At 53.6% G+C, this 19,211-nt stretch carries 18 protein-coding genes, 1 tRNA gene and 1 pseudogene; 17 read left to right on the forward strand and 3 right to left on the reverse strand.

The genetic code is table 11. From position 1 onward, the window contains the following. Positions 1-510, forward strand: a 510-nt coding sequence (locus L5220_RS08955) for an IS110 family transposase (RefSeq protein WP_499573104.1), incomplete at its 5' end; no start/stop codon positions are given. Between the two features lie 164 nt (positions 511-674). Here the strand turns inward: L5220_RS08955 and L5220_RS08960 are convergent. Further along, positions 675-1,634 carry an ABC transporter ATP-binding protein gene (locus tag L5220_RS08960; protein ID WP_499573106.1) on the reverse strand — a complete coding sequence of 320 codons (960 nt, stop codon included), beginning with the start codon at positions 1,632-1,634 and terminating at the stop codon, positions 675-677. Positions 1,635-1,642: 8 nt separating this feature from the next. Then, a complete protein-coding gene (gene crtR / locus L5220_RS08965) occupies positions 1,643-2,554 on the reverse strand; it encodes a beta-carotene hydroxylase (protein WP_099798186.1) in 912 nt (303 codons plus the stop codon). A gap of 164 nt (positions 2,555-2,718) precedes the next feature. Here crtR and recN point away from each other — a divergent pair, with 164 nt between their 5' ends. The 3 genes from recN (at position 2,719) to L5220_RS08980 (ending at position 5,415) form a co-directional block, all read left to right on the forward strand. Continuing rightward, positions 2,719-4,440, forward strand: a complete 1,722-nt coding sequence (gene recN / locus L5220_RS08970) for a DNA repair protein RecN (RefSeq protein WP_499573108.1) — start codon at positions 2,719-2,721, stop codon at positions 4,438-4,440. Between the two features lie 104 nt (positions 4,441-4,544). Then, a complete protein-coding gene (locus L5220_RS08975; RefSeq protein WP_227517525.1) occupies positions 4,545-4,862 on the forward strand; it encodes a DUF8631 domain-containing protein in 318 nt (105 codons plus the stop codon). Between the two features lie 19 nt (positions 4,863-4,881). Then, positions 4,882-5,415: a hypothetical protein gene (locus L5220_RS08980; RefSeq protein ID WP_499573112.1), complete on the forward strand. Its 534-nt coding sequence runs from the start codon at positions 4,882-4,884 to the stop codon at positions 5,413-5,415. 91 nt (positions 5,416-5,506) lie between these two features. Here L5220_RS08980 and L5220_RS08985 read toward each other — a convergent pair whose 3' ends face one another. Further along, positions 5,507-6,421: a histone deacetylase family protein gene (locus L5220_RS08985; RefSeq protein WP_499573114.1), complete on the reverse strand. Its 915-nt coding sequence runs from the start codon at positions 6,419-6,421 to the stop codon at positions 5,507-5,509. A gap of 167 nt (positions 6,422-6,588) precedes the next feature. Here L5220_RS08985 and L5220_RS08990 point away from each other — a divergent pair, with 167 nt between their 5' ends. From L5220_RS08990 to L5220_RS09050, 13 genes and pseudogenes are all read left to right on the forward strand, one after another. Continuing rightward, positions 6,589-6,723 carry a DUF8629 family protein gene (locus L5220_RS08990; protein WP_257790494.1) on the forward strand — a complete coding sequence of 45 codons (135 nt, stop codon included), beginning with the start codon at positions 6,589-6,591 and terminating at the stop codon, positions 6,721-6,723. A gap of 22 nt (positions 6,724-6,745) precedes the next feature. Next, positions 6,746-8,371: an MBL fold metallo-hydrolase gene (locus tag L5220_RS08995; RefSeq protein ID WP_099798182.1), complete on the forward strand. Its 1,626-nt coding sequence runs from the start codon at positions 6,746-6,748 to the stop codon at positions 8,369-8,371. 39 nt (positions 8,372-8,410) lie between these two features. Continuing rightward, positions 8,411-9,397: an adenosylcobinamide-phosphate synthase CbiB gene (gene cbiB / locus L5220_RS09000; protein WP_499573116.1), complete on the forward strand. Its 987-nt coding sequence runs from the start codon at positions 8,411-8,413 to the stop codon at positions 9,395-9,397. A 41-nt stretch (positions 9,398-9,438) separates the two neighbouring features. Further along, positions 9,439-9,870 carry a hypothetical protein gene (locus L5220_RS09005; RefSeq protein ID WP_499573118.1) on the forward strand — a complete coding sequence of 144 codons (432 nt, stop codon included), beginning with the start codon at positions 9,439-9,441 and terminating at the stop codon, positions 9,868-9,870. A 76-nt stretch (positions 9,871-9,946) separates the two neighbouring features. After that, positions 9,947-10,030, forward strand: a tRNA-Leu gene (locus L5220_RS09010). Between the two features lie 58 nt (positions 10,031-10,088). Beyond that, on the forward strand, positions 10,089-10,727 hold the full coding sequence (locus L5220_RS09015; RefSeq protein ID WP_099798179.1) for an LON peptidase substrate-binding domain-containing protein: 639 nt from the start codon (positions 10,089-10,091) through the stop codon (positions 10,725-10,727). An 84-nt stretch (positions 10,728-10,811) separates the two neighbouring features. Beyond that, on the forward strand, positions 10,812-11,417 hold the full coding sequence (locus L5220_RS09020) for a sigma-70 family RNA polymerase sigma factor (RefSeq protein WP_499573119.1): 606 nt from the start codon (positions 10,812-10,814) through the stop codon (positions 11,415-11,417). Then, entirely contained in the window at positions 11,414-11,758 is a 345-nt protein-coding gene (locus L5220_RS09025; RefSeq protein ID WP_499573120.1) for a hypothetical protein, read from the forward strand. The genes L5220_RS09020 and L5220_RS09025 overlap by 4 nt, the downstream gene beginning before the upstream one ends. 54 nt (positions 11,759-11,812) lie before the next feature. Then, positions 11,813-12,256: a Spy/CpxP family protein refolding chaperone gene (locus tag L5220_RS09030; protein WP_448515063.1), complete on the forward strand. Its 444-nt coding sequence runs from the start codon at positions 11,813-11,815 to the stop codon at positions 12,254-12,256. A gap of 265 nt (positions 12,257-12,521) precedes the next feature. Beyond that, positions 12,522-14,159: a chaperonin GroEL gene (gene groL, locus L5220_RS09035; RefSeq protein ID WP_499573122.1), complete on the forward strand. Its 1,638-nt coding sequence runs from the start codon at positions 12,522-12,524 to the stop codon at positions 14,157-14,159. Positions 14,160-14,453: 294 nt separating this feature from the next. Beyond that, on the forward strand, positions 14,454-16,925 hold the full coding sequence (locus tag L5220_RS09040; RefSeq protein ID WP_499573124.1) for an ATP-binding cassette domain-containing protein: 2,472 nt from the start codon (positions 14,454-14,456) through the stop codon (positions 16,923-16,925). A 93-nt stretch (positions 16,926-17,018) separates the two neighbouring features. After that, positions 17,019-17,927: a fatty acid desaturase family protein gene (locus L5220_RS09045; RefSeq protein ID WP_499573126.1), complete on the forward strand. Its 909-nt coding sequence runs from the start codon at positions 17,019-17,021 to the stop codon at positions 17,925-17,927. A gap of 185 nt (positions 17,928-18,112) precedes the next feature. Then, a pseudogene (locus L5220_RS09050) lies at positions 18,113-19,210 on the forward strand (RNA-guided endonuclease InsQ/TnpB family protein); the annotation flags it as partial. Position 19,211 lies beyond the last annotated feature (1 nt).

Genomic DNA, 19,211 nt, shown 5'->3' on the forward strand with positions numbered 1-19,211 from the left:
ATAGCAGCTCACATTGCATGGCTCAAAGACCGCATTCAGCAACTAGACGAGCAGATCGCCACCCAAATCCATCCATGTCAGCCCTGGCAGGCAAAACAGACGCGGCTGATGACGGTTCCAGGGGTGGGCAAGGTCGTCGCCGCTACCTTGTTAGCCCTGTTGCCAGAACTGGGACAGTTGTCCACTCGAAAAATCAGTGCGCTGGTGGGCGTTGCCCCATTCAACCGAGATAGTGGGCAGAAGCAAGGCAAACGCGCTATCGTTGGTGGTCGTGCTGCTGTGCGTCAACTGTTGTACATGGCAGCTTTGGTGGCGGTGCGCCATAATCCAGTGATTCGCGTCTTCTCTCACCGCTTATTAGCGAAGGGCAAGGCTACCAAGGTAGCGTTAGTGGCTTGTATGCATAAGCTATTAACAATTCTCAATGCCATGCTCAAACATGGTACGGACTGGCAGCCGTCCAACTCAGATGGGAGTCCATCGGCTGTTCCAGCATCATCATTTGCTTGACTTTTAAGATAATCACTTCTCCCTAGGGAGAAGGGAGCTAAGAGTCTTATTCCCTCGCCTTTGGGAGAGGGCTAGGGTGAGGGCGGCAAAGGCCTCAAACCCGAACATCATACGTCTATTCAGCAACGCCTGCGGTGGGATTTTGCCAGCAGCGGCCTGTATCCCTAATGGCTCACGTAAATCCCCCGCTGGCGCAACTGTTCGACAAAAAATTCTTCAAGGGTGGGGCGGGCGAGGCGTAGGTGTAAAATTTGTCCTCCCATTTCCTCCACAAGGGTTAAAAAGCGCTGCGGTGAAACGTTAATCACGCCTTGCCAGCGATCGCCTTGAATCTCTAAAGGGTGTAGCCACTCCTGCAGACCATCGACATGGCCACCCGTGCCCTCCACATGGTAGCTCGTGCTACTGCCAAGGAGCTCGTTCACCCCACCGGTACAAATTAGCTCCCCTTGGGCCAAAATACCAATGCGATCGCAAATGGCCTCCACATCTGCCAAAACATGACTATTAAAAAAGATGGTTTTGCTCTGCTTTTTCAGAGATAGGATGATCTCACGGATTTGATAGCGGCCAAGGGGATCCAAGCCAGACATGGGTTCGTCGAGGAACACGACGTCTGGGTCGTTGATGAGGGCTTGGGCGAGGCCGACCCGCTGCACCATCCCTTTCGAGTAACGGCGCATTTGCTTATTGCGGGCATCCTTGAGGGTTAAGCCCACCATTTCTAGCAACAGTGGAATTCGTTCTTGGCGAGTGGCTTTGCTAAGGCCAAACAGGCCAGCGGTAAACTCGAGAAATTCCCAACCCGTCAGATAGTCGTAAAAGTAAGGATTTTCCGGTAGATAGCCAATGTGCTGGCGAATGGCGCGATCGCCCAAGGGTCGCCCCAGCAGCAAGCCATGCCCAGCGCTAGGTTGTACCAACCCCAACAGAGTTTTGAGTAACGTGGTCTTGCCTGCCCCGTTGGGGCCGAGGAGGCCAAAGGTTTCTCCTTGGTACACCTGCAGGGAAACGGACTTCAGGGGGGTGATGACTGTGCGCAGCCAAAACCCTGTCCGATAGGACTTTTGTAGGTTTTCGACCACCACAACAGAGGGGCGATCGCCGCTGACTTCAGCCACCATGGAACACCTCAAGAGGGAGGAGGAGTCTTAGAGGGTGGGGCGACCCGATGAAAGTGCAGCCCCACTAAAGCATCGTATAAAAAGGGGAGAAAATTCCCCGGTTCCAATATACCAAGGGTCTGTTTACAGCCGTGGGCATCTAGTAACGGTTTGACGGCATGGTAGGCAGGCTGCACCTTATACCATGGAATATTCGGCCACAGGTGATGAATCAGGTGGTAATTTTGACCAAAGATAAGCAAGTTCAAAATTGGACTGGGATAGACCCGGGCATTGTGCCAGCGATCGCGCTCGGTGTGGGGACGGTGGGGAAAATAGTCAAAAAAGAGCCCCAGCATCAGCCCAACCACCCCGGCGGGCAGAAACCAATAATTTAGAACATAGTGCATGTAGCCACTAGTAGCCGCAAACACCACAATAGCAATTAAGATTAGCCGACTAATTGCCCACTCCAGCAATTCATAGTTCCGCCAGAGCCGCCGCTTGAAAAAGAAAATTTCATGGTAGAAAAAGCGGGGGGCAATTAACCACAAAGGCCCCCCCTTAGACACATAGTGATCTGGGTCATTCTCGGGATCATTGACATTGGCATGGTGCTGCATGTGCACCCGTGTGAAGACCGGAAATACAAAGCCAAGGAGTAAGGCACTGCCGTGGCCCATAATGGCATTGACAAGGCGACTGCTGTGGGCAACATTGTGAGAGGCATCGTGAATCACCGTTCCCATTAGGTGTAGAGCCAGCATATTGGCGCCAAAGCAAACCCAACCCGGCCAGTCTCCCTGAACGTATCCCCACGTCGAAAGAATGGCGATCGCAAATGCGGCAAAAAACATGACTAAGGTTGGATTAAACCCCATTGGTGGCCCCAAAAACTCTTTGGGCACCGTTGCTGGGATCGCTGCTGCCTCCGTGATCATCCGAGCAGTTGCTCCTCAAAATGTTGCAAAATATTACCTTCTACTATGTAGGCTAATCTGCGGTACAAAATCAAGTCGCACTATGGCAAAAGTGAGCTGTCCTCGTTCCAACGAAAGGAAGAGTGCCACAATAGAGTCGCTTGGCTGCCGGAGTCCTAAAGGGAATGCTGCAAACACTGCGGATTAAGAATTTTGCCCTTGTCACGGAGTTAGAGGTCACATTTCACCCTGGTCTGAACGTGCTGACGGGGGAAACAGGGGCAGGGAAATCGATTCTCTTGGATGCCATTGATGCTCTCCTTGGGGGCAAACTAACGGTGCGGCACCTGCGCTCTGGGAGCACCCAAGGACACATTGAAGCGGTGTTTACCCTCACCCCGGAGGTACAGGCATGGCTCCAGCGCCTAGAGATTGAAGATATGGGGGGAGAACTGCTGTGCAGTCGTGAATTTAGCCTCAAGGGAGAGACCTTCCGCAGCCGCACGCGGGTAAATGGAGTTCTTGTCAATCGGCAACAGCTACAGGAACTACGGCGTTATCTGGTGCGTTTGACAGCGCAGGGGCAAGCCATTCAACTGGCCAGCCCAGCCCAACAGCGCGATTGGCTGGATCACTACGGGGGAGTCGAGCTACTGGCGCAGCGTCAGCGGGTGTCTGAATGCTACCAAGCGTGGCAGAGAAGTCAGCGCCAATTGGCAGAGTTTACCCAAGCAGAGCAACAACGACTGCAACGGCTAGACCTGTTGAAATTGCAACTAAGTGAACTGGAGCCAGCCAACCTGAACGACCCGCACGAGTTGGAGACCCTCCAGCAACAGTATCAGCGGCTAAGCCACATCCATGAGTTACAGGAGCACACTCAGCGCGCCTACTACTGGCTCTACGAGGAGGAACCCAGTGCCACAGGGTTATTGGGGCAAGCCCAAATGGCGCTACAGGCGCTCCTGCCCTTAGATCGCTCCCTTGCTCCAGTACTAGAACTCCTCGAAGGGGCGATCGCCCAAGGCGAAGAGGCCGCACGGCACCTGCGCACCTATGCTGAGAGCCTAGAGGCCGATCCGGAGACCCTCGATAGGATTGGCAACCGCATTCATCAGCTCCAACGGCTGTGTCGTAAGTATGGGCCTGACTTGGCGAGCGTTATGGCCTACCGCGATTGCATTGCTGCCGAACTCAGCCAGATCCAGCAGCACACCATGACTCACGAGCATCTCGAGCACCATGTACAGGCATGGATGACAGAGCTAACCACTGCCAGCGCTCGTCTCCATGAACTGCGCGCTGCTGCTGCAGATCAACTGCAAGCGGAACTCCTTGAGCATCTCCAGCCCCTTGGGCTACCCCATGCTCGTTTCCAAGTACAACTGGAGTCCATAGCTCCCAGCAGCCACGGCAGTGATCACATTACCTTTCTGTGGAGTGCCAATCCTGGCCAACCCTTACAACCCCTTGGGGAGGTTGCCTCCGGTGGTGAAATTAGTCGGTTTTTACTGGCATTAGAAACCTGCCTAACAACACAACAAACAGCGAAGATATTGATTTTTGATGAAATTGATGCGGGGGTCTCCGGGCGTATTGCTGGGGCGATCGCCGACAGTTTGTACCGGTTGAGCCGCCACCACCAAACCCTTTGCGTGACCCACCAATCCCTGATCGCTGCTGCGGCAGATCACCACTACCACGTTCAAAAGTTCAGCGCCGCACACCAGCAACAAACAACGGTTGCGGTATATCCCCTCCATGGAGAAGAACGCCTTCATGCCTTGGCGGACTTGGCCGGGGGCGATCGCTCTGCAGCCGCCCTGTCCTTTGCTCGTCGTTTGTTAGAACAACAGCAGCAGCGGCAAACTCAGCAATTAAATCAGAAGATTCGCATTAAATCTTGACAGTTGATCCCTCTACACTTACATTGAAATAAAATCGATAACAACAACCCTCAGTAATAGTTTTGATGCGGCGATCTAAATTACTATCTAGTGATAGCAACCTGATGACAATTGAACAAGTTCAGCAAACCCTCCATCGTTCCCGAGCCTCTATCTACCGCTACGTCAATAGTGACAACTACGTTATCAATCCTCCCTTTGATCCCAAGCGTCTGAATCCCGAGCGCCGTAGCAGTCGCCGCGAACCATTATTGTTTCACCCTAACGAGGTAGCACGGTTTGCCCGTGATGTTATGGGGTTTACCGAGCTTCACGTCGAACTAAAAACAGTACCACAGGATCAACCCGAGCAACTGCTCAGTAGTATTTTGGCGGAACTTCAGGCGATTCGGCAGCTTTTGGAGCGATACATTAATCGATAGCCGAGTATGGGTACCCACGATGAGTGAGTTCAGTGAAAGCTATCATCTGCGCAGTGAGCAACCGGAAGATGCTATCGAGATCTTGCGCTCTATACAATGCAACGGTTACGTCTATAGGCCAAGCAATGGCTGGGTAACCTTTTTAGCTGAGGGGAGCACCTTTGAGCCAGACGAGCGGATTGTTGCCGCCGCCGTCCATCCCCTGCTTCACTATGTCTATGCTGAAGACTATGGCTGGGGGTTTACGCTCTACAATCGCGGTGCCGTAGTTAGCCGCTACCATTGTAATTGGGGTGACGATGAGCTCCACGTTGACGATTCCGAGTACTCCCGGGCAAATCTCCAGCAGGTCGTTCCCTCGGTACAACTGGAGTTACTCGATGACGTTGAGCAGTGGTTGCACCCACACGATATTGACGAATTGTTGACAGCAGAGCCTGCCAAACTCTTTGCCCACGCCGTGGGTTTAGTCCACTACAACTGGCTATCCTATGACTACATAGAGCGTGATTCCGCTAACTCACCTGAAGTGACGCGGGTTGCTGGAGCGTGACCGTCCTCAGGGGTAGCGGCAAGGGGCAGATGTATAGCAGTGGCTTAAGGGCTATCAATACATTGTTTTAGACGTGTTAGATCAGTTTAGATCAGTGAGCTATTGCCTGCACAGTCGCAACCACTGAGCGCCCCAACGCATCGAGGTTATACCCTCCTTCTAAGCCAACGACGATACGGTGAGTGATCTGCAAGCACTGGCCGATCATCCAGCCGTAGTCGGTGTCGTCAAGGTCAATCCCCGAAAGTGGGTCATCTCGGTGGGCATCGTAGCCAGCACTAAGAATTAATAGGTCTGGCTCAAATTCCTGTAAAAAGGGAATGACGCGCTCTCTAAACGCCAGTTGATAGGTGGCGCCGGTTGCGCCTGCGGCCATCGGTAGGTTAAGCACATTTCCGTGGCAGCCGCGATCGCTCTCAGCACCGGTATAGGGATAGGCAGGACTCTCGTGCAGGGAGCAGTAGGCGATTTGCGGGTGATGTTGCACTAAGGCTTGGGTGCCGTTGCCGTGGTGAACATCCCAATCGAGGATCGCCACCCGTTCAATTCCTGCTACGCTGAGTCCGTAGTGAGCCGCAATCGCGGCATTCGCCAGCAAACAAAAGCCCATTCCCCGCTCCCGCAGTGCATGGTGCCCCGGGGGGCGCGCTAACACAAACACGGGAGATTGAGTGTAGCAGGTGTCATTGACTCCATCCAGCCAAGCTTGGACGGCGAGCAGGGCAACATCATAGCTGTGTTCATTGAGGTAGGTGTCGGCATCCAGCCACCCTCCCCCCGCTGCTGCAATATCGGCTAACTGCTGTAGGTACAAAGGACTGTGAATCTGCTCGAGCCAACATCGCAAACCCTCACTCACTGGGGTGGGTTCCCGCCATACTGCGTTGGGAAATGCGGTGTGTAGGTGCTGACAAATGGTCGTCAACCGCTCTGGGCGCTCAAAATGAAACTGGCGGCAGCGGTGATCAAGAAAGCGATCGCTATAAATAAATCGTGGATTAACCATAGAGGCCGGAACAGTGATCAGCACGCTTGTTGAGTAGTTCGCTCCGCCGTTACAGGGGCGATCGCCAGCAGGGAGAACGTTGGCCGTTGCAGCTCTAGCCTAAATCTCTGCGCTAAACTGAATAGCAGCAGCCTATGCCATTTTGAGCCAAACTAGGAGTCAAATCCATGGATGTTGTCATCAGCGTTAAGCCTATTCTATTAGGGATTACGCCAGTCTTTATTCTATTGTGTCTCGTCTTTGGCACCCAGAATGGCTACTACGATAGCGATAACTATCATGGCAATGGCTCGGCGCACTAAGGAGGGTCACTGATCGGAGTTGATGATCGAGTGCCTCAACTATGGGGTGGGTCACGCAGGGGAAGGGGTGTGCATTGGTTTAGAGCTTGGCACCTATCGTATTCTCCTAGACTGTGGTATTCCATCTCTATCAGTGTTGCCGCTAGAGGAAATTGAAGAGCATCCGTTTGATCTAGTGCTATGCAGTCATGCCCACGCCGATCATGCCCAGAGTTTACTCGCTTTCCATCGACGCTTTCCCCACATCCCCGTCTATGCCAGTGAAGTTACCGCTCAACTGTTACCCCTGAACTGGCCGGATGAAGAGGTGCCACCGTTTTGTCGTGCCTTGCCATGGCGATCGCCAGTGGAATTTGGAGACGGCTTAACAGCAGAACTGTTTCCCGCGGGTCACTTACCCGGAGCCGCCGTGTTTGCCTTGACCTATCAAGAGGCGAACCCTGAGCAGCCGCCCCTGAGTGTGGTTTATACAGGGGACTTTTTTCTCTCTAATACGCGTTTTGCTGAGGGGTTACCCCTTGCGGATCTGCGGGGGTTGCAGCCGGATGTGCTCATTATTGAAGCCAGCCTTGGGACAGCGCGGCATCCCCACCGTCGCCAGCAGGAAAATCAATTGGCCGAACGCATCCGCACCGCGGTCGATCAGGGGTACAACGTCCTACTGCCCTTGCCTCCCCTTGGGGTAGCCCAAGAAATCCTCATTTTGTTGCGCAGCCACCATTTATTTACCGGTCAACCAATTCAGATTTGGGTGACAACGGCAATTGCCCGCAGTTGCGATGCTTACCTAACGGTGTTGCCCCACCTACCCACAGCGATCCAAAACTTTGCCCAACATCAAGCCCTCTTTTGGGATCAGCGGGTCAAGCCCCAAGTTCAACCCCTGAGCAGCCTTGACCAAATTAGTCCCCGTCCAGAGCAAGCCACCATTGTCCTTGTGGATCAAGGGCAGGAATTATTGCCTTACCTAGAGCGCGGCGATCGCCCGTGGTTGGTGCTGTATCCCCGGTTACTTTATGGTCAGCCCTTTCGGGATCTTGACCCGCAACTCAGTCAACTCCCCCAGGTCGAAGTGGATAGCTTTTTGCTGTCATTGCACGCTGATGGTCCTGCCACGACCCAACTCATCCACAATATTCGCCCCCAACACGTTGTCCTCATTCACGGTGATCCAAATTACTTAGCAGATTTGGCCAGTCTCAATGAGCTGAGTAATCGCTACCACCTGCATACCCCCACCAGTGGCTCCACAATTCAATTTCCCATTGGCCAACTCACCCTTTCCACCCCCAGTTCCTTGGTGCAGCTTGCCTACGAAGGTGAAGTTAGCGAGTGGAATGACGATGCCCTCATCCGTCTGCCGGCCGCCATTACCGCCGATCCCCGCTGGCGCCGCTTAGCAGATACAGGATTTATCTTAGCCTCATGGCAGGGAGAGCAATTGCTGGTGCGGGGAATGACCCCCAAAGAAGTTTTGGGAATGACCGCAGCGATCGCCCCTGAGCAGGAAAGCTGTTTTAATTGCCAGTTTTATCGCGGGCAACGCTGCTGGAATGAAGCCTCCGCCTTGTATAACTTCAAAGTGGCACCAGAGGGCTATTGCCCCGCCTTTGAGCGCGCAGAAACCCAGCCGGAACCGGACAGTTAAGATAGCTATTGCTCGCCAGCAGTCCCTCCTCAAGCACCCGTGTTCTCCCCGCAAATTGCCTATACCATTCTGATTGCCGCTGCCCTACTGGACTATGGCCTTGGGGATCCGTGGGGCTGGCCGCATCCGGTGCGCTGGATGGGAACCTATATTGAATGGGTGAGCAACGGCTGTCGCTATGGCCAAGGGTGGCCAATGTGGGGGCAGCGCCTTGGGGGTGCTCTCCTGAGTGTGAGTTTGATTGGCGGTGCGACCTGCATATCTTGGGGAATTGTTAAAGCCGCAACCGACCTTTCACCGCTGCTGGGGTGGGGGCTAGCAGTGGTGGGGACTGCCAGTGGTTTGGCGGGGCGCAGTTTACGGGAGGCCGCCGAGGAGGTGCTGCAGGCGCTACACGCAGGCGATTTACCGCAGGCACGGCAATGCTTAGCCAAATACGTGGGGCGAGACACCGCTCAGCTAGACGAAACTGAGATTCTGCGAGCCGTCCTGGAAACCGTTAGCGAAAATGCGACGGATGGGGTCATTGCGCCACTCTTTTACGGGGCGATCGCCAGCCTCTTTGTCCCGCAGGTGGGGCCACTCCCCCTCGTCATGGCCTACAAAGCGGCCAGTACCCTTGACTCGATGATTGGCTATCGCCAGCCACCCTATACCCACTGGGGATGGTTTGCCGCTAAAACCGATGATCTACTGACGTGGTTCCCCTGTCGTTTTTTGGTACTCCTTGGGGCACTGTGCTCAGGCCGTTGGCAGCGGGTGTGGGAGTGGTGTTGGCGCGATGCCCCCAAGGATCCGAGTCCTAACTCTGGCTGGAGCGAGTGTACCTACGCGGCAGCCTTAGGGGTGCAGTTGGGGGGAGTCAACACCTACCGGGGTCAAATAAAGGTTAAACCATACCTCGGTGAGCCGCTACATCCTATTGAACCCGCTACAGTTGGTATGGCACTTGCCTTAACCCGCCAGCTTTGTCTTGTCACGCTTGCCCTCACAGGGGGACTGCTGATGGTAACTTTTGCAAGGTAATCATCGTCTTTACCCTTAGAGCGTTACGAACTTAACTCAGTATGCAAACCCTAGGATTGATTCTCAGCCTCCTACTGGGCTTACCCCCAGGGGCGATCGCCAACTCGCCCCCTGCGCCCGTACAGGAAACCCCGACAGCAACTACATTCTACGCCCAAAACGGTACAGGTATTTTTGGCCTAGCCGGTCGCCCTAACATTGGTGTGACCTTTATGAGCATTGCCATAGAGGCCGATAACAAGGTGGATATGTCCATTCGCTTAGCTGATGGCCGCCTGATCTCTTTTGGGGGTACTCTCATCAAGGGAGACGCTTACACCCTAGATATTCGCCTGAGTGGCTCGGGCATGGCCGATGCCAGTGGTGGTGTCACTGCTCGCTATGGAGCCAATCAACGCATTCTAAGTGCTACAGCCAACGGCACACTTGATGGCCAAACCTTTTTTATTACCTTTCGCGGCAATTCGCAATAATAGTTCGCAATAATACATTGACAGATACTCCCCCTATCAGGCACGATAAAGGATCGCTGACCAAATTGTCGCAAGTGCGGAACTGGCGGAATTGGTAGACGCGCTAGATTCAGGTTCTAGTGTCCGCAAGGACTTCGGGGTTCAAGTCCCCGGTTCCGCATCCTCTGCTCCCTGAAAGTAGGGTACGATAGAGGCACTGACATCCGTTGACTGTTCCTATGGCCTTTTCGTCCATTGCTGTTCGCGAGCTGCCCATTTTTCCGTTGCCGGATGTGGTGCTATTTCCTGGGCGCCCCTTACCCCTACACATTTTTGAATTTCGTTATCGGATTATGATGAACACAATCCTTGAGGGCGATCGCCGCTTCGGGATTGTGATGTGGGATCCGCAAACGGGTCGTCCAGCCACTGTGGGGTGCTGCGCCGAAGTGCGTCGCTACGAGCGCTTACCGGACGATCGGATGCTCGTGGATTCCTTAGGGCAGCAACGCTTTCGTATTTTAGATTACACCCGTGAAAAGCCCTATCGAGTTGGCTTAGTGGAGTGGATAGACGACGAGCCGACCACTATCGATTTGCGCCCTCTTGCGGCGGAAGTACGACAACTTCTCGATGATGTGGTGCGCCTGTCTGCCAAGCTGACAGATCAAGCCATGGAATTGCCGCCAGATGTTCCCACAGCCGCTCTTGAGTTATCCTACTGGATTGCCAGTAATTTTCGGGGTGTAGCTCAGGAGCAACAGAGCCTTCTAGAGTTGCAGTCCACCTACGATCGCCTGCTGCGGGAAGCAGAAATCTTAACAACAACACGCAACCATTTAGCCGCCCGAACTGTGCTTAAGGAAACCTTCAAGTAGATCAGTTATAGATCAACCAGTGTGAACCCCTTTTCGGCTCCTTGAGTCTGAATAGGTGATTACGTTAATGGAGCGATACCTCCGATGAGTGTATCTATACCCCTACCGTTGATGACGGCTGCACCAAGCGTACACCCACAAGCCAAGGTGTCTGACCCTGACCGTCCAGTGATTGAGCAATGCCTTGCTGGACATCCCCATGGCTTTCGTGAACTGTATCAACGGCACCAGCAGCGGGTGCGATCGCTACTCTTTCAGCTCTGTGGGGCGATCGCCCTCGATGATTTGGTTCAAGAAGTGTTTTTGCGGGCGTGGAAAGGTCTGCGGGGGCTGAAGCACGAAGCAACGTTTTCCACATGGTTGTACCGAATTACATGGAACGTGGCCTGCGACTATCGCCGCCAGCTTGCCACCCGCAAATCCCGTCACCATGAGTACCTTCACAACAGCGAACCCCTCACCCCCGGTCCCGATTTGAAGCAATTACACTACGAAGATTTAGTCCAGCGGGGCCTAGCTCAGTTGTCCTTAGATTACCGTAGTGTACTGGTACTGCACGATTTACAGGGACTCCCCCAAAAGGACATTGCCGAAATTTTACGCATTCCTGTGGGGACGGTTAAGTCCCGCTTGTTTCGTGCTCGGGGAACCTTACGCACCTACTTTACCAATGCAGGAGTGAGTCTATGAACCTCCCGCCGTCATCTGAGTCTTGCGAGGATACCGTCTTGGTTAATTTTTTGCGAACCTATGCAGGCACTCCGCCACCCCCCCATCCCCAGCTTGATCGCGTCATTGTGCAAGCCGCGCTGCAACAGCAACAGCAAGCAAAACGCTGGTGGCGCACACTCACTCTGCTGAGCACCGGGGCGATCGCCACCGTCACAACCGCGTGGCTGTTGAAGCCGCCCCCCCAAGTTGCTCAAGACGACTCACCCGATTCTGTGGAAGCCTTTATCAGCCATAACTGGCAGGTGATGTTTCACGAATCTGACCTCTCGACTGGTTCTGACCTCACAGTTGTTGACTAGCCTCATTGGCCTGTGTACGCCCTATACCATTCGTGACAAACTCGGAGAATCCCCATGTTAAAACAAAGCCTAACCGCCCTACTCCTGTGTGGTAGCCTCAGCCCCATGCTAGCCATTGCCCCTGCTACGGTAGCGCAGCCTGCACACACGCCCCCCGGCTATCGTAACTTCGAGAACCTCAACCTTACCCCAGAGCAGCGGCAACAACTACAAGCCGTACGGCAGCAATATCAAAGCCGCATGGAGCAAACCCGTAACCAGTTGCGCACTGCGAAAGAAGAACTGCGGCAGATGATGAGTGGCACTGCCAGTGACGATCAGATTCGTGCCAAGCACCAGCAAGTTCGGGAGCTAGAAAACCAACTGGCATCCCTGCGGTTTGAGAGTATGCTAGCCATGCGTAGTATTCTGACCCCACAGCAACGCCAAACCTTAGCAACTCAAATGCAGCAGCGTCGCCCCGGCAATCGACCGATGAGACCGCAACAACAACAGTAATAATTGCGGTAGTTGCAACCTAGCTACAAGCGACTGGATCAAGGCATGGTGGCTAGACGCTGGGAGCTTGCCCATGAGCCACTGTGCCTCAATTACGTTAGATTTAGGTTGGCTGGAACGGGGGCAGCAAGTGCGGAATACCCTACATCAAGTTGTATTGCTCTGCCATTCACCCCCAGAGTATGGTGTTACATGGCACTTAAGTCTGCCACTTGTTGCAAGTTATCGCGACTGAACCAAAGTTACCCCGTAAGGATAGCCACCTATGGCCAAGTTAGTTGTTTTTCATGAAGAATCACGCCGTGCCTTAGAGCGTGGCATTAATGCCCTTGCCGATGCCGTTAAAATTACCCTCGGTCCCAAGGGGCGCAATGTGGTGCTAGAGAAAAAGTATGGCGCCCCCCAAATTGTCAATGACGGCGTGACCATTGCCAAAGAAATTGAACTAGAAGATGCTTACGAAAATACCGGTGCCCAACTGATGCGGGAAGTGGCGGCCAAAACCAATGATGTCGTTGGGGATGGCACCACAACGGCAACGCTTTTAGCCCAAGCCCTCATCCGCGAAGGCTTAAAAAACGTGGCGGCGGGGGCAAACCCAGTGGCACTGCGGCGGGGGATAGAAAAAGCAATCAACACCGTTGTTGCCGGTATCGCCGAAGTTGCCAAGCCGGTTGAGGGAGACATGATTGCCCAAGTTGCCGCTGTGTCTGCGGGCAATGACCCAGAGGTGGGCACCATGCTGAGCCAAGCCATGGCCAAAGTGGGCAAAGATGGGGTGATCACCATTGAAGAGTCAAAATCCCTGAATACTGAAATGGAAATTGTTGAAGGGATGCAGTTTGACCGTGGGTATATTTCCCCCTACTTTGTCACCGATCCTGAGCGAATGATTGTGCAATTGACCGGTGCCTATCTGCTCTTGGTGGATAAAAAAATCAGCAGCATTCAAGATCTGATTCCCACCCTTGAAAAGGTTGCCCGCAGTGGCCGTCCGTTAGTCATTATCGCTGAGGATGTGGAGGGGGAAGCCTTAGCCACCCTAGTGGTCAATAAACTGCGGGGGGTTCTGAACGTGGTCGCGGTTAAGGCACCGGCCTTTGGCGATCGCCGCAAAGCCATGCTCCAAGACATTGCCGTGCTCACAGGGGGGCAAGTCATTTCTGAAGAGGTTGGCCTCACCCTAGAAGATGTGGAAATCACCATGTTGGGGGAAGCCTCTTCCGTCACCATTACCAAAGATACAACCACCCTAGTGTCGGAAAAGGGGAATACAGCGGATGTGCAAAAGCGGGTTGAGCAACTGAAAAAGCAACTAGCAGACACCGATTCCGAGTATGACAAGGAAAAGCTACAGGAGCGGATTGCCAAGCTGGTGGGCGGTGTAGCCGTCATTAAAGTGGGCGCAGCCACCGAAACTGAACTTAAGGATCGCAAGCTCCGTTTAGAGGATGCCCTCAATGCCACCAAAGCCGCCGTTGCAGAAGGAATTGTGCCGGGGGGTGGTGTAACGCTGCTGCACCTTGCCAGCCGTATTGATGCCCTTTTGCCCAGCCTCAGTGCCGAGGAGCAAACGGGTGCGCGGATTGTGGCAACGGCTCTGGCGGCACCTTTAGCTCAAATTGCAGCAAATGCTGGCGCGGAAGGCTCAGTTGTGGTTGAAAATGTGCGCTCAGCCGGGTTTAGCCATGGATTCAATGCTGCTACAGGGGCTTACGAAGACTTGATCAGCGCCGGCATTATTGACCCAGCAAAAGTCGTGCGCTGCGCCTTGCAAAATGCTGGCTCCATTGCTGGGATGGTGCTAACCACAGAAGCCTTAGTGGTGGAAAAACCAGAACCTAAACCGGCACCTGCGGCTGACCCCGGTATGGGCGGCATGGGTGGTATGGGGATGATGTAACCCCATACCCTTGTTTTAGCACCCCTTGCCTGAAGGCAGAAGAACGAGGCCAGTATGTACGCTGGTTTTGCCTAGGGCAGGGGGCATTTTGCGCTTTTCAAGACCGCTGGCATCGTTGCCCTGTTTGCGGTTTGGCATTGTCCCGTGGGTATAATGCTGCAATCAATATCAAACACTTGGCGGTAGGGCATTCCGTCAATAAAGCTCAGGATACGCCCGATGAGATCTTGGGGGGCACTGAGAAGCTCGCATGCTATGCGTTAGCATGAGTGTCCGGAGTATGTCACCTGCGCCATGTCTGCCAAGACGGTTTTTGATCGACCAACGATAACACTCATCCTTGAAAGTCAAGGGCAGACGTTAACCTATCACCTCACCCAATCCCAGCATCGCTTGGGGCGCGATCGCCAGTGGGCAGATTTAGTGGTTCCCGATGCTCCTATCTGGTCAGTTATTTCCAGTCGTCATGCAGTGTTTGCGAAAGAAGGCCAAAGCTATTATCTCTGGGATGGGGATGGCGAACAGCGCCGCAGCACTAATGGTATTTTTCATCAGCATACTCGGGTTGGTGTTGGAGAAGGGTTTAAGCTGGCGGACACCCTACGGCTTGAAATTGGCCAAGACCCCGCGAACAAAGTACAGATGTTTGTCCAAATTCAGTCGGCAGGCACTGCAACACCGCCGCCGTTACCCCAGCAACGACGGCTGAATCTGAAAAAACTCAGCCAATGGCCTCTCACGCTGGGGCGAGACGCAACAAACAGCTATCAGCACTGGCAGCTTAACGCTCCCACTGTCTCCCAACGCCATGCCAGTCTTGACCGTACCACTGCGGGTCTCTACGTCCTGCGGGACTTAAACAGTAGTAACGGCACCTATGTGAATAACCAACTCCTCAAAGCTCCTTACACCCTGCGCAATGGTGACCAAATCCGCATTGGCCCGTTTGCGCTGCTCTACCGCAATGAGATACTGGAGGTTACGGATCAAGGTAGTCAAATTCGCCTAGATGCTTACCATCTGCAACGGCGAGTAACGACACCCCACGGCGATCGCCTCCTGTTGGCAGGGGTGACCTTTGTGGCTGAACCCGGGCAGCTTATTGGCATTGTTGGCGGTAGTGGCACCGGCAAGTCAACCCTGCTGAAAGTCCTCATGGGGCTTACGCCTCCCCAAGCGGGTAAAGTCCTCCTGAATGGCCAAGACCTGTACCAAAACCGCTGCGCCTATCGCCACCAAACGGGGTATGTGCCCCAAGACGATATTGTGCATACCCGCTTAACGGTCACCGAGGTGCTAACTTTTGCTGCCCAACTTCGTCTGCCGGCAGATACCGATGCCACCACCCGCCACGAGAGTGTCCAGCGAGTTCTCAAGCAAGTGCAGTTAACCCCTGTTGCCCAGCAATTGGTGGCGGATCTCAGCGGTGGCCAGCGCAAGCGCGTCAGTATTGCCGTTGAGTTATTGGCTAATCCCAAGCTCTTTTTCCTTGACGAACCCACCTCTGGCCTCGATCCTGGGCTTGATTTATCGATGATGCAACTGCTGCGCCAACTAGCGGACGAAGGTCGGACAATTATTCTGGTAACCCATGCCACTAGCCATGTGCATCTGTGCGATCGCCTCGCGATTCTCGGCCGTGGTGGTCGCCTCTGCTATTTCGGGCCTGCGGAGCGCGCGTGTCAGTTTTTTAGTCCTAATGGGTCGCCCCCCCTAGGGTCTGTGGCTGAAATCTACGGCATTTTGGCCGCAGGCGAGGGCGATCGCGCCGCCTACGAATGGAGTGAGCGGTTTCGACAGTCCCCAGACTACAAAAACTACCTAGAAAACCGCCTCAGCGCTAGCTGTGCCCCCAATAATACCGATGTTGCCCTTGGGAGTGGTACCCCCAACGTCCCTGCGCCAAGTCAACAGCCCGCCCCCAATCATCTGTACCAGTGGCAAGTACTGTGTCAACGGCAGTGGCGGCTGATGGAGCGCGATCGCCTCAGTTTGGCACTGAATCTGGTGAGTGTGCCCATTGCCCTCCTGCTGACCCGTTTTGCTCTTGAGACCTCACCGTTCTTACCCCAAGATCCGCCCTCACTGCTCCAAGCGGCTCAAACCTTACGGGTACTCTTTGTGTTTACCTGCGCCTGTTTATGGGTGGGGTTATCCAGTTGGGCACAGGCTCTGATTACCGAAGTCCCCATTTACCGCCGCGAGCGCCTCGCCAACCTCAGTCTTCCGGCCTACATGGCTGCCAAGCTCACCCTTGGCAAGGCAATGGCTGCTGTCCAAACGCTGCTGATTACGGTGGTTGTCGTCCTTGGGTTTGGTGTGCCCACCGGGGCGCTCATGCCTTGGCCGTTGGGCGTTGCCGTCACAACCTTTTTGACCCTTGTGGCCAGCCTTAGCTTGGGGCTGTTAGTTTCCAGCGCGGTCAGCAATAGCGATCAAGCCAGTAAAGTGTTACCCCCGCTGCTGTTGCCACAAATTATTTTTGCAGGGGTGTTATTTAAGCTTCAAGGATTAGCCGTGATCCTCTCGTGGGTAACAATTGGCCGTTGGAGCATGGGAGCCTACGGTGCCTTAATTAACGTCAATGCCATGGTACCGCCCCCCCTTGACTTTGGCCTCTTTGAGCCACCGCCCCAACCCTTTGATCCAAGTCCTGTCTATGACCCAACCCCGACAAACCTGCTGTTGAACTGGGGTGTACTCCTGCTCCATAGCCTCATTTACATCGCGATCGCCACTGGGCTGCAACGGCGCAAAGACCGCTAGATTCCCCAAACCTAAACAGTAGCCACAGGATGGAAAAACAAGCTAAGCTGGCGAGTTAGCCCCCCATTATTATTGCAAACTGCCCTTGATGTCATGATCACGTCTGCGCAGCCTCTCATCGACACTGCCACACTCCAGACCTTAAACCAGCGCTCAAACTGGGCAGGGATCCGCCAACTCGCACTTCATGTGGGTCTTCTGGTGCTGAGTGGCAGCGTCTGGATGACCCAACTGGGACACCGTTGGTGGTTAGCCATTCCCGCCTTACTGCTCTACGGCACTAGCTTGGCAACAATGTTTGCGACCCTACACGAGTGCTCTCACCGCACTGCATTTGCAAATCAACGCCTCAACGACACAGTGGCTTGGCTAGCGGGCTTACTCTGCTTTTACAACAGTGACTTTTATCGGCGGTACCACAAGTGGCACCATCGCTACACCCAAATTCTAGGCAAAGACCCAGAACTCGATGCTCCTAAGCCCACTAACTGGCAACAGTACCTTTGGGAACTGAGTGGCATACCGTGGTGGTGGGGCAAGGTGCAAACCTTTGCCAACCTCGTTCGCGGTCGGTTAGAGGGCTACCCCTACATCAGCGCCGAAGTTCGCCCCGAGGTCGTTTGGTCTGCCCGCTGGCAACTCGGTGTCTATGGAATTGCCGCAGCACTCTCGGTAGTAGTTGGTTATCCTTGGCTACTGGTGGGATGGGCATTTCCCTTGGTGCTAGGCCAGCCAGTGCTGCGGTTTATTTTGCTGGCGGAGCACACCGATTGCACCCAAGATAGCAATGGCCTGACCAATACCCGCACCACCCTCACCCTATGGCCGGTTCGCCTGCTGATGTGGAACATGCCCTACCATGCCGAGCACCACCTCTATCCCTCTATTCCCTTCCATACTCTTGCACACGCCCACATCCTGCTAAAACCTCATCTCCAGCATTGTGTGTCAGGCTATTTCACTGTTCACCGTCAAATTGTTCAGCGCTTCGGTGCTGCATGACCGTTGGCGTGTGGCAAAACCCATCACTTTCCTCTTGCCTGTGATTTAACGACATGTAGCAAGAAGTCCCCGATGCTACCGCAGGTGAATCGGGAGATGAATTGCGGCCAATAAAAACAACCAACGAACAGAGATTAGCCCTAGCCAAAAGCTTTGGCTGCTGTCACTGGTAGTGGGATTATTCGCTCAACTTGTGCCAAGAAACCTACCAATCAACTGGGAAAGGGTTATCACGCTCAGCTATTCAGGGAGTACTCCCTAGCTTAAAGAAGGAGCACCCTTGGCTGAAGGAAGCTTACTCGCAGTGCTTGCAGGTTGTGGCTCTAAATTTATCCACGGCTTACAAGAACTTTTTCGAGGGAAGAGCTAAGCTACCAAGATTCAAATCCAAAAAAGGTCGTCAATCGATGACCTACCCTCAAAACGTCAAAGTAGAAGGGGATGACGTTAAACTCCTTGGAAACGTTGGGAAATTGTACTGCTGTCAACATCGAGAGTTTGAGGGAAAAATCAAATCGGCTACGGTTTCGCTCAATCCAGATGGGAGGTACTATGTGTCCCTCCTTGTTGAGGATGGCCGAGAGCAACCTCCTCCTAGTCCTGAGGGGGAAGCAATAGGCATAGATTTAGGGCTGACTCACTTCGCAATTACGAGCGACGGCTCAAAGTTTGATCATCCTCGGCACTTAGCCAAACATGCTCGTAACCTAAAGCGCAAACAGAAGAAGCTTTCTCGCAAAAAGCAGGGAAGCAACAATCGAGATAAAGCTCGAAAGCGAGTCGCTCGCGTTCACCATAAAATAGCTCGCTGTCGTGAAGATTTTCTGCACAAGCTATCCCGCAAGATAGTCAACGAAAACCAAGTGATTGCTGTAGAAAATCTGCATGTGAAAGGGATGGTGCGAAATCCCAAGCTAGCCAAAGCGACTAGTGATGCTGGCTGGGGGATGTTTTGTACCATGCTCAAGTACAAAGCTGAAAGAGAAGGAAAGGTTTATCAAGAAGTAGACCGTTTCTTTCCTTCCTCAAAAACCTGTCATGTTTGCCTCAATCAAGTGGGTAACCTACCGCTTGATGTTCGCAATTGGACCTGTGATGTTTGTAATACAGAGCATGATAGGGATATAAATGCTGCAATCAACATAAGAAATGAAGCCTTGCGGATATTGGAGTTAGGAACTAGCTCTACTGCCTTTGGGAGGGGACGTAAGACATCTGGTAAAACTTCGGTTTTGCTAGATGCTGTCCCCGTTGAACAAGGAAGCCGCTTATCTATCGCGTAGC

The organism is Synechococcus sp. PCC 6716 (assembly GCF_022570815.1).
GTDB classification, from domain to species: domain Bacteria; phylum Cyanobacteriota; class Cyanobacteriia; order Thermosynechococcales; family Thermosynechococcaceae; genus Thermosynechococcus; species Thermosynechococcus lividus.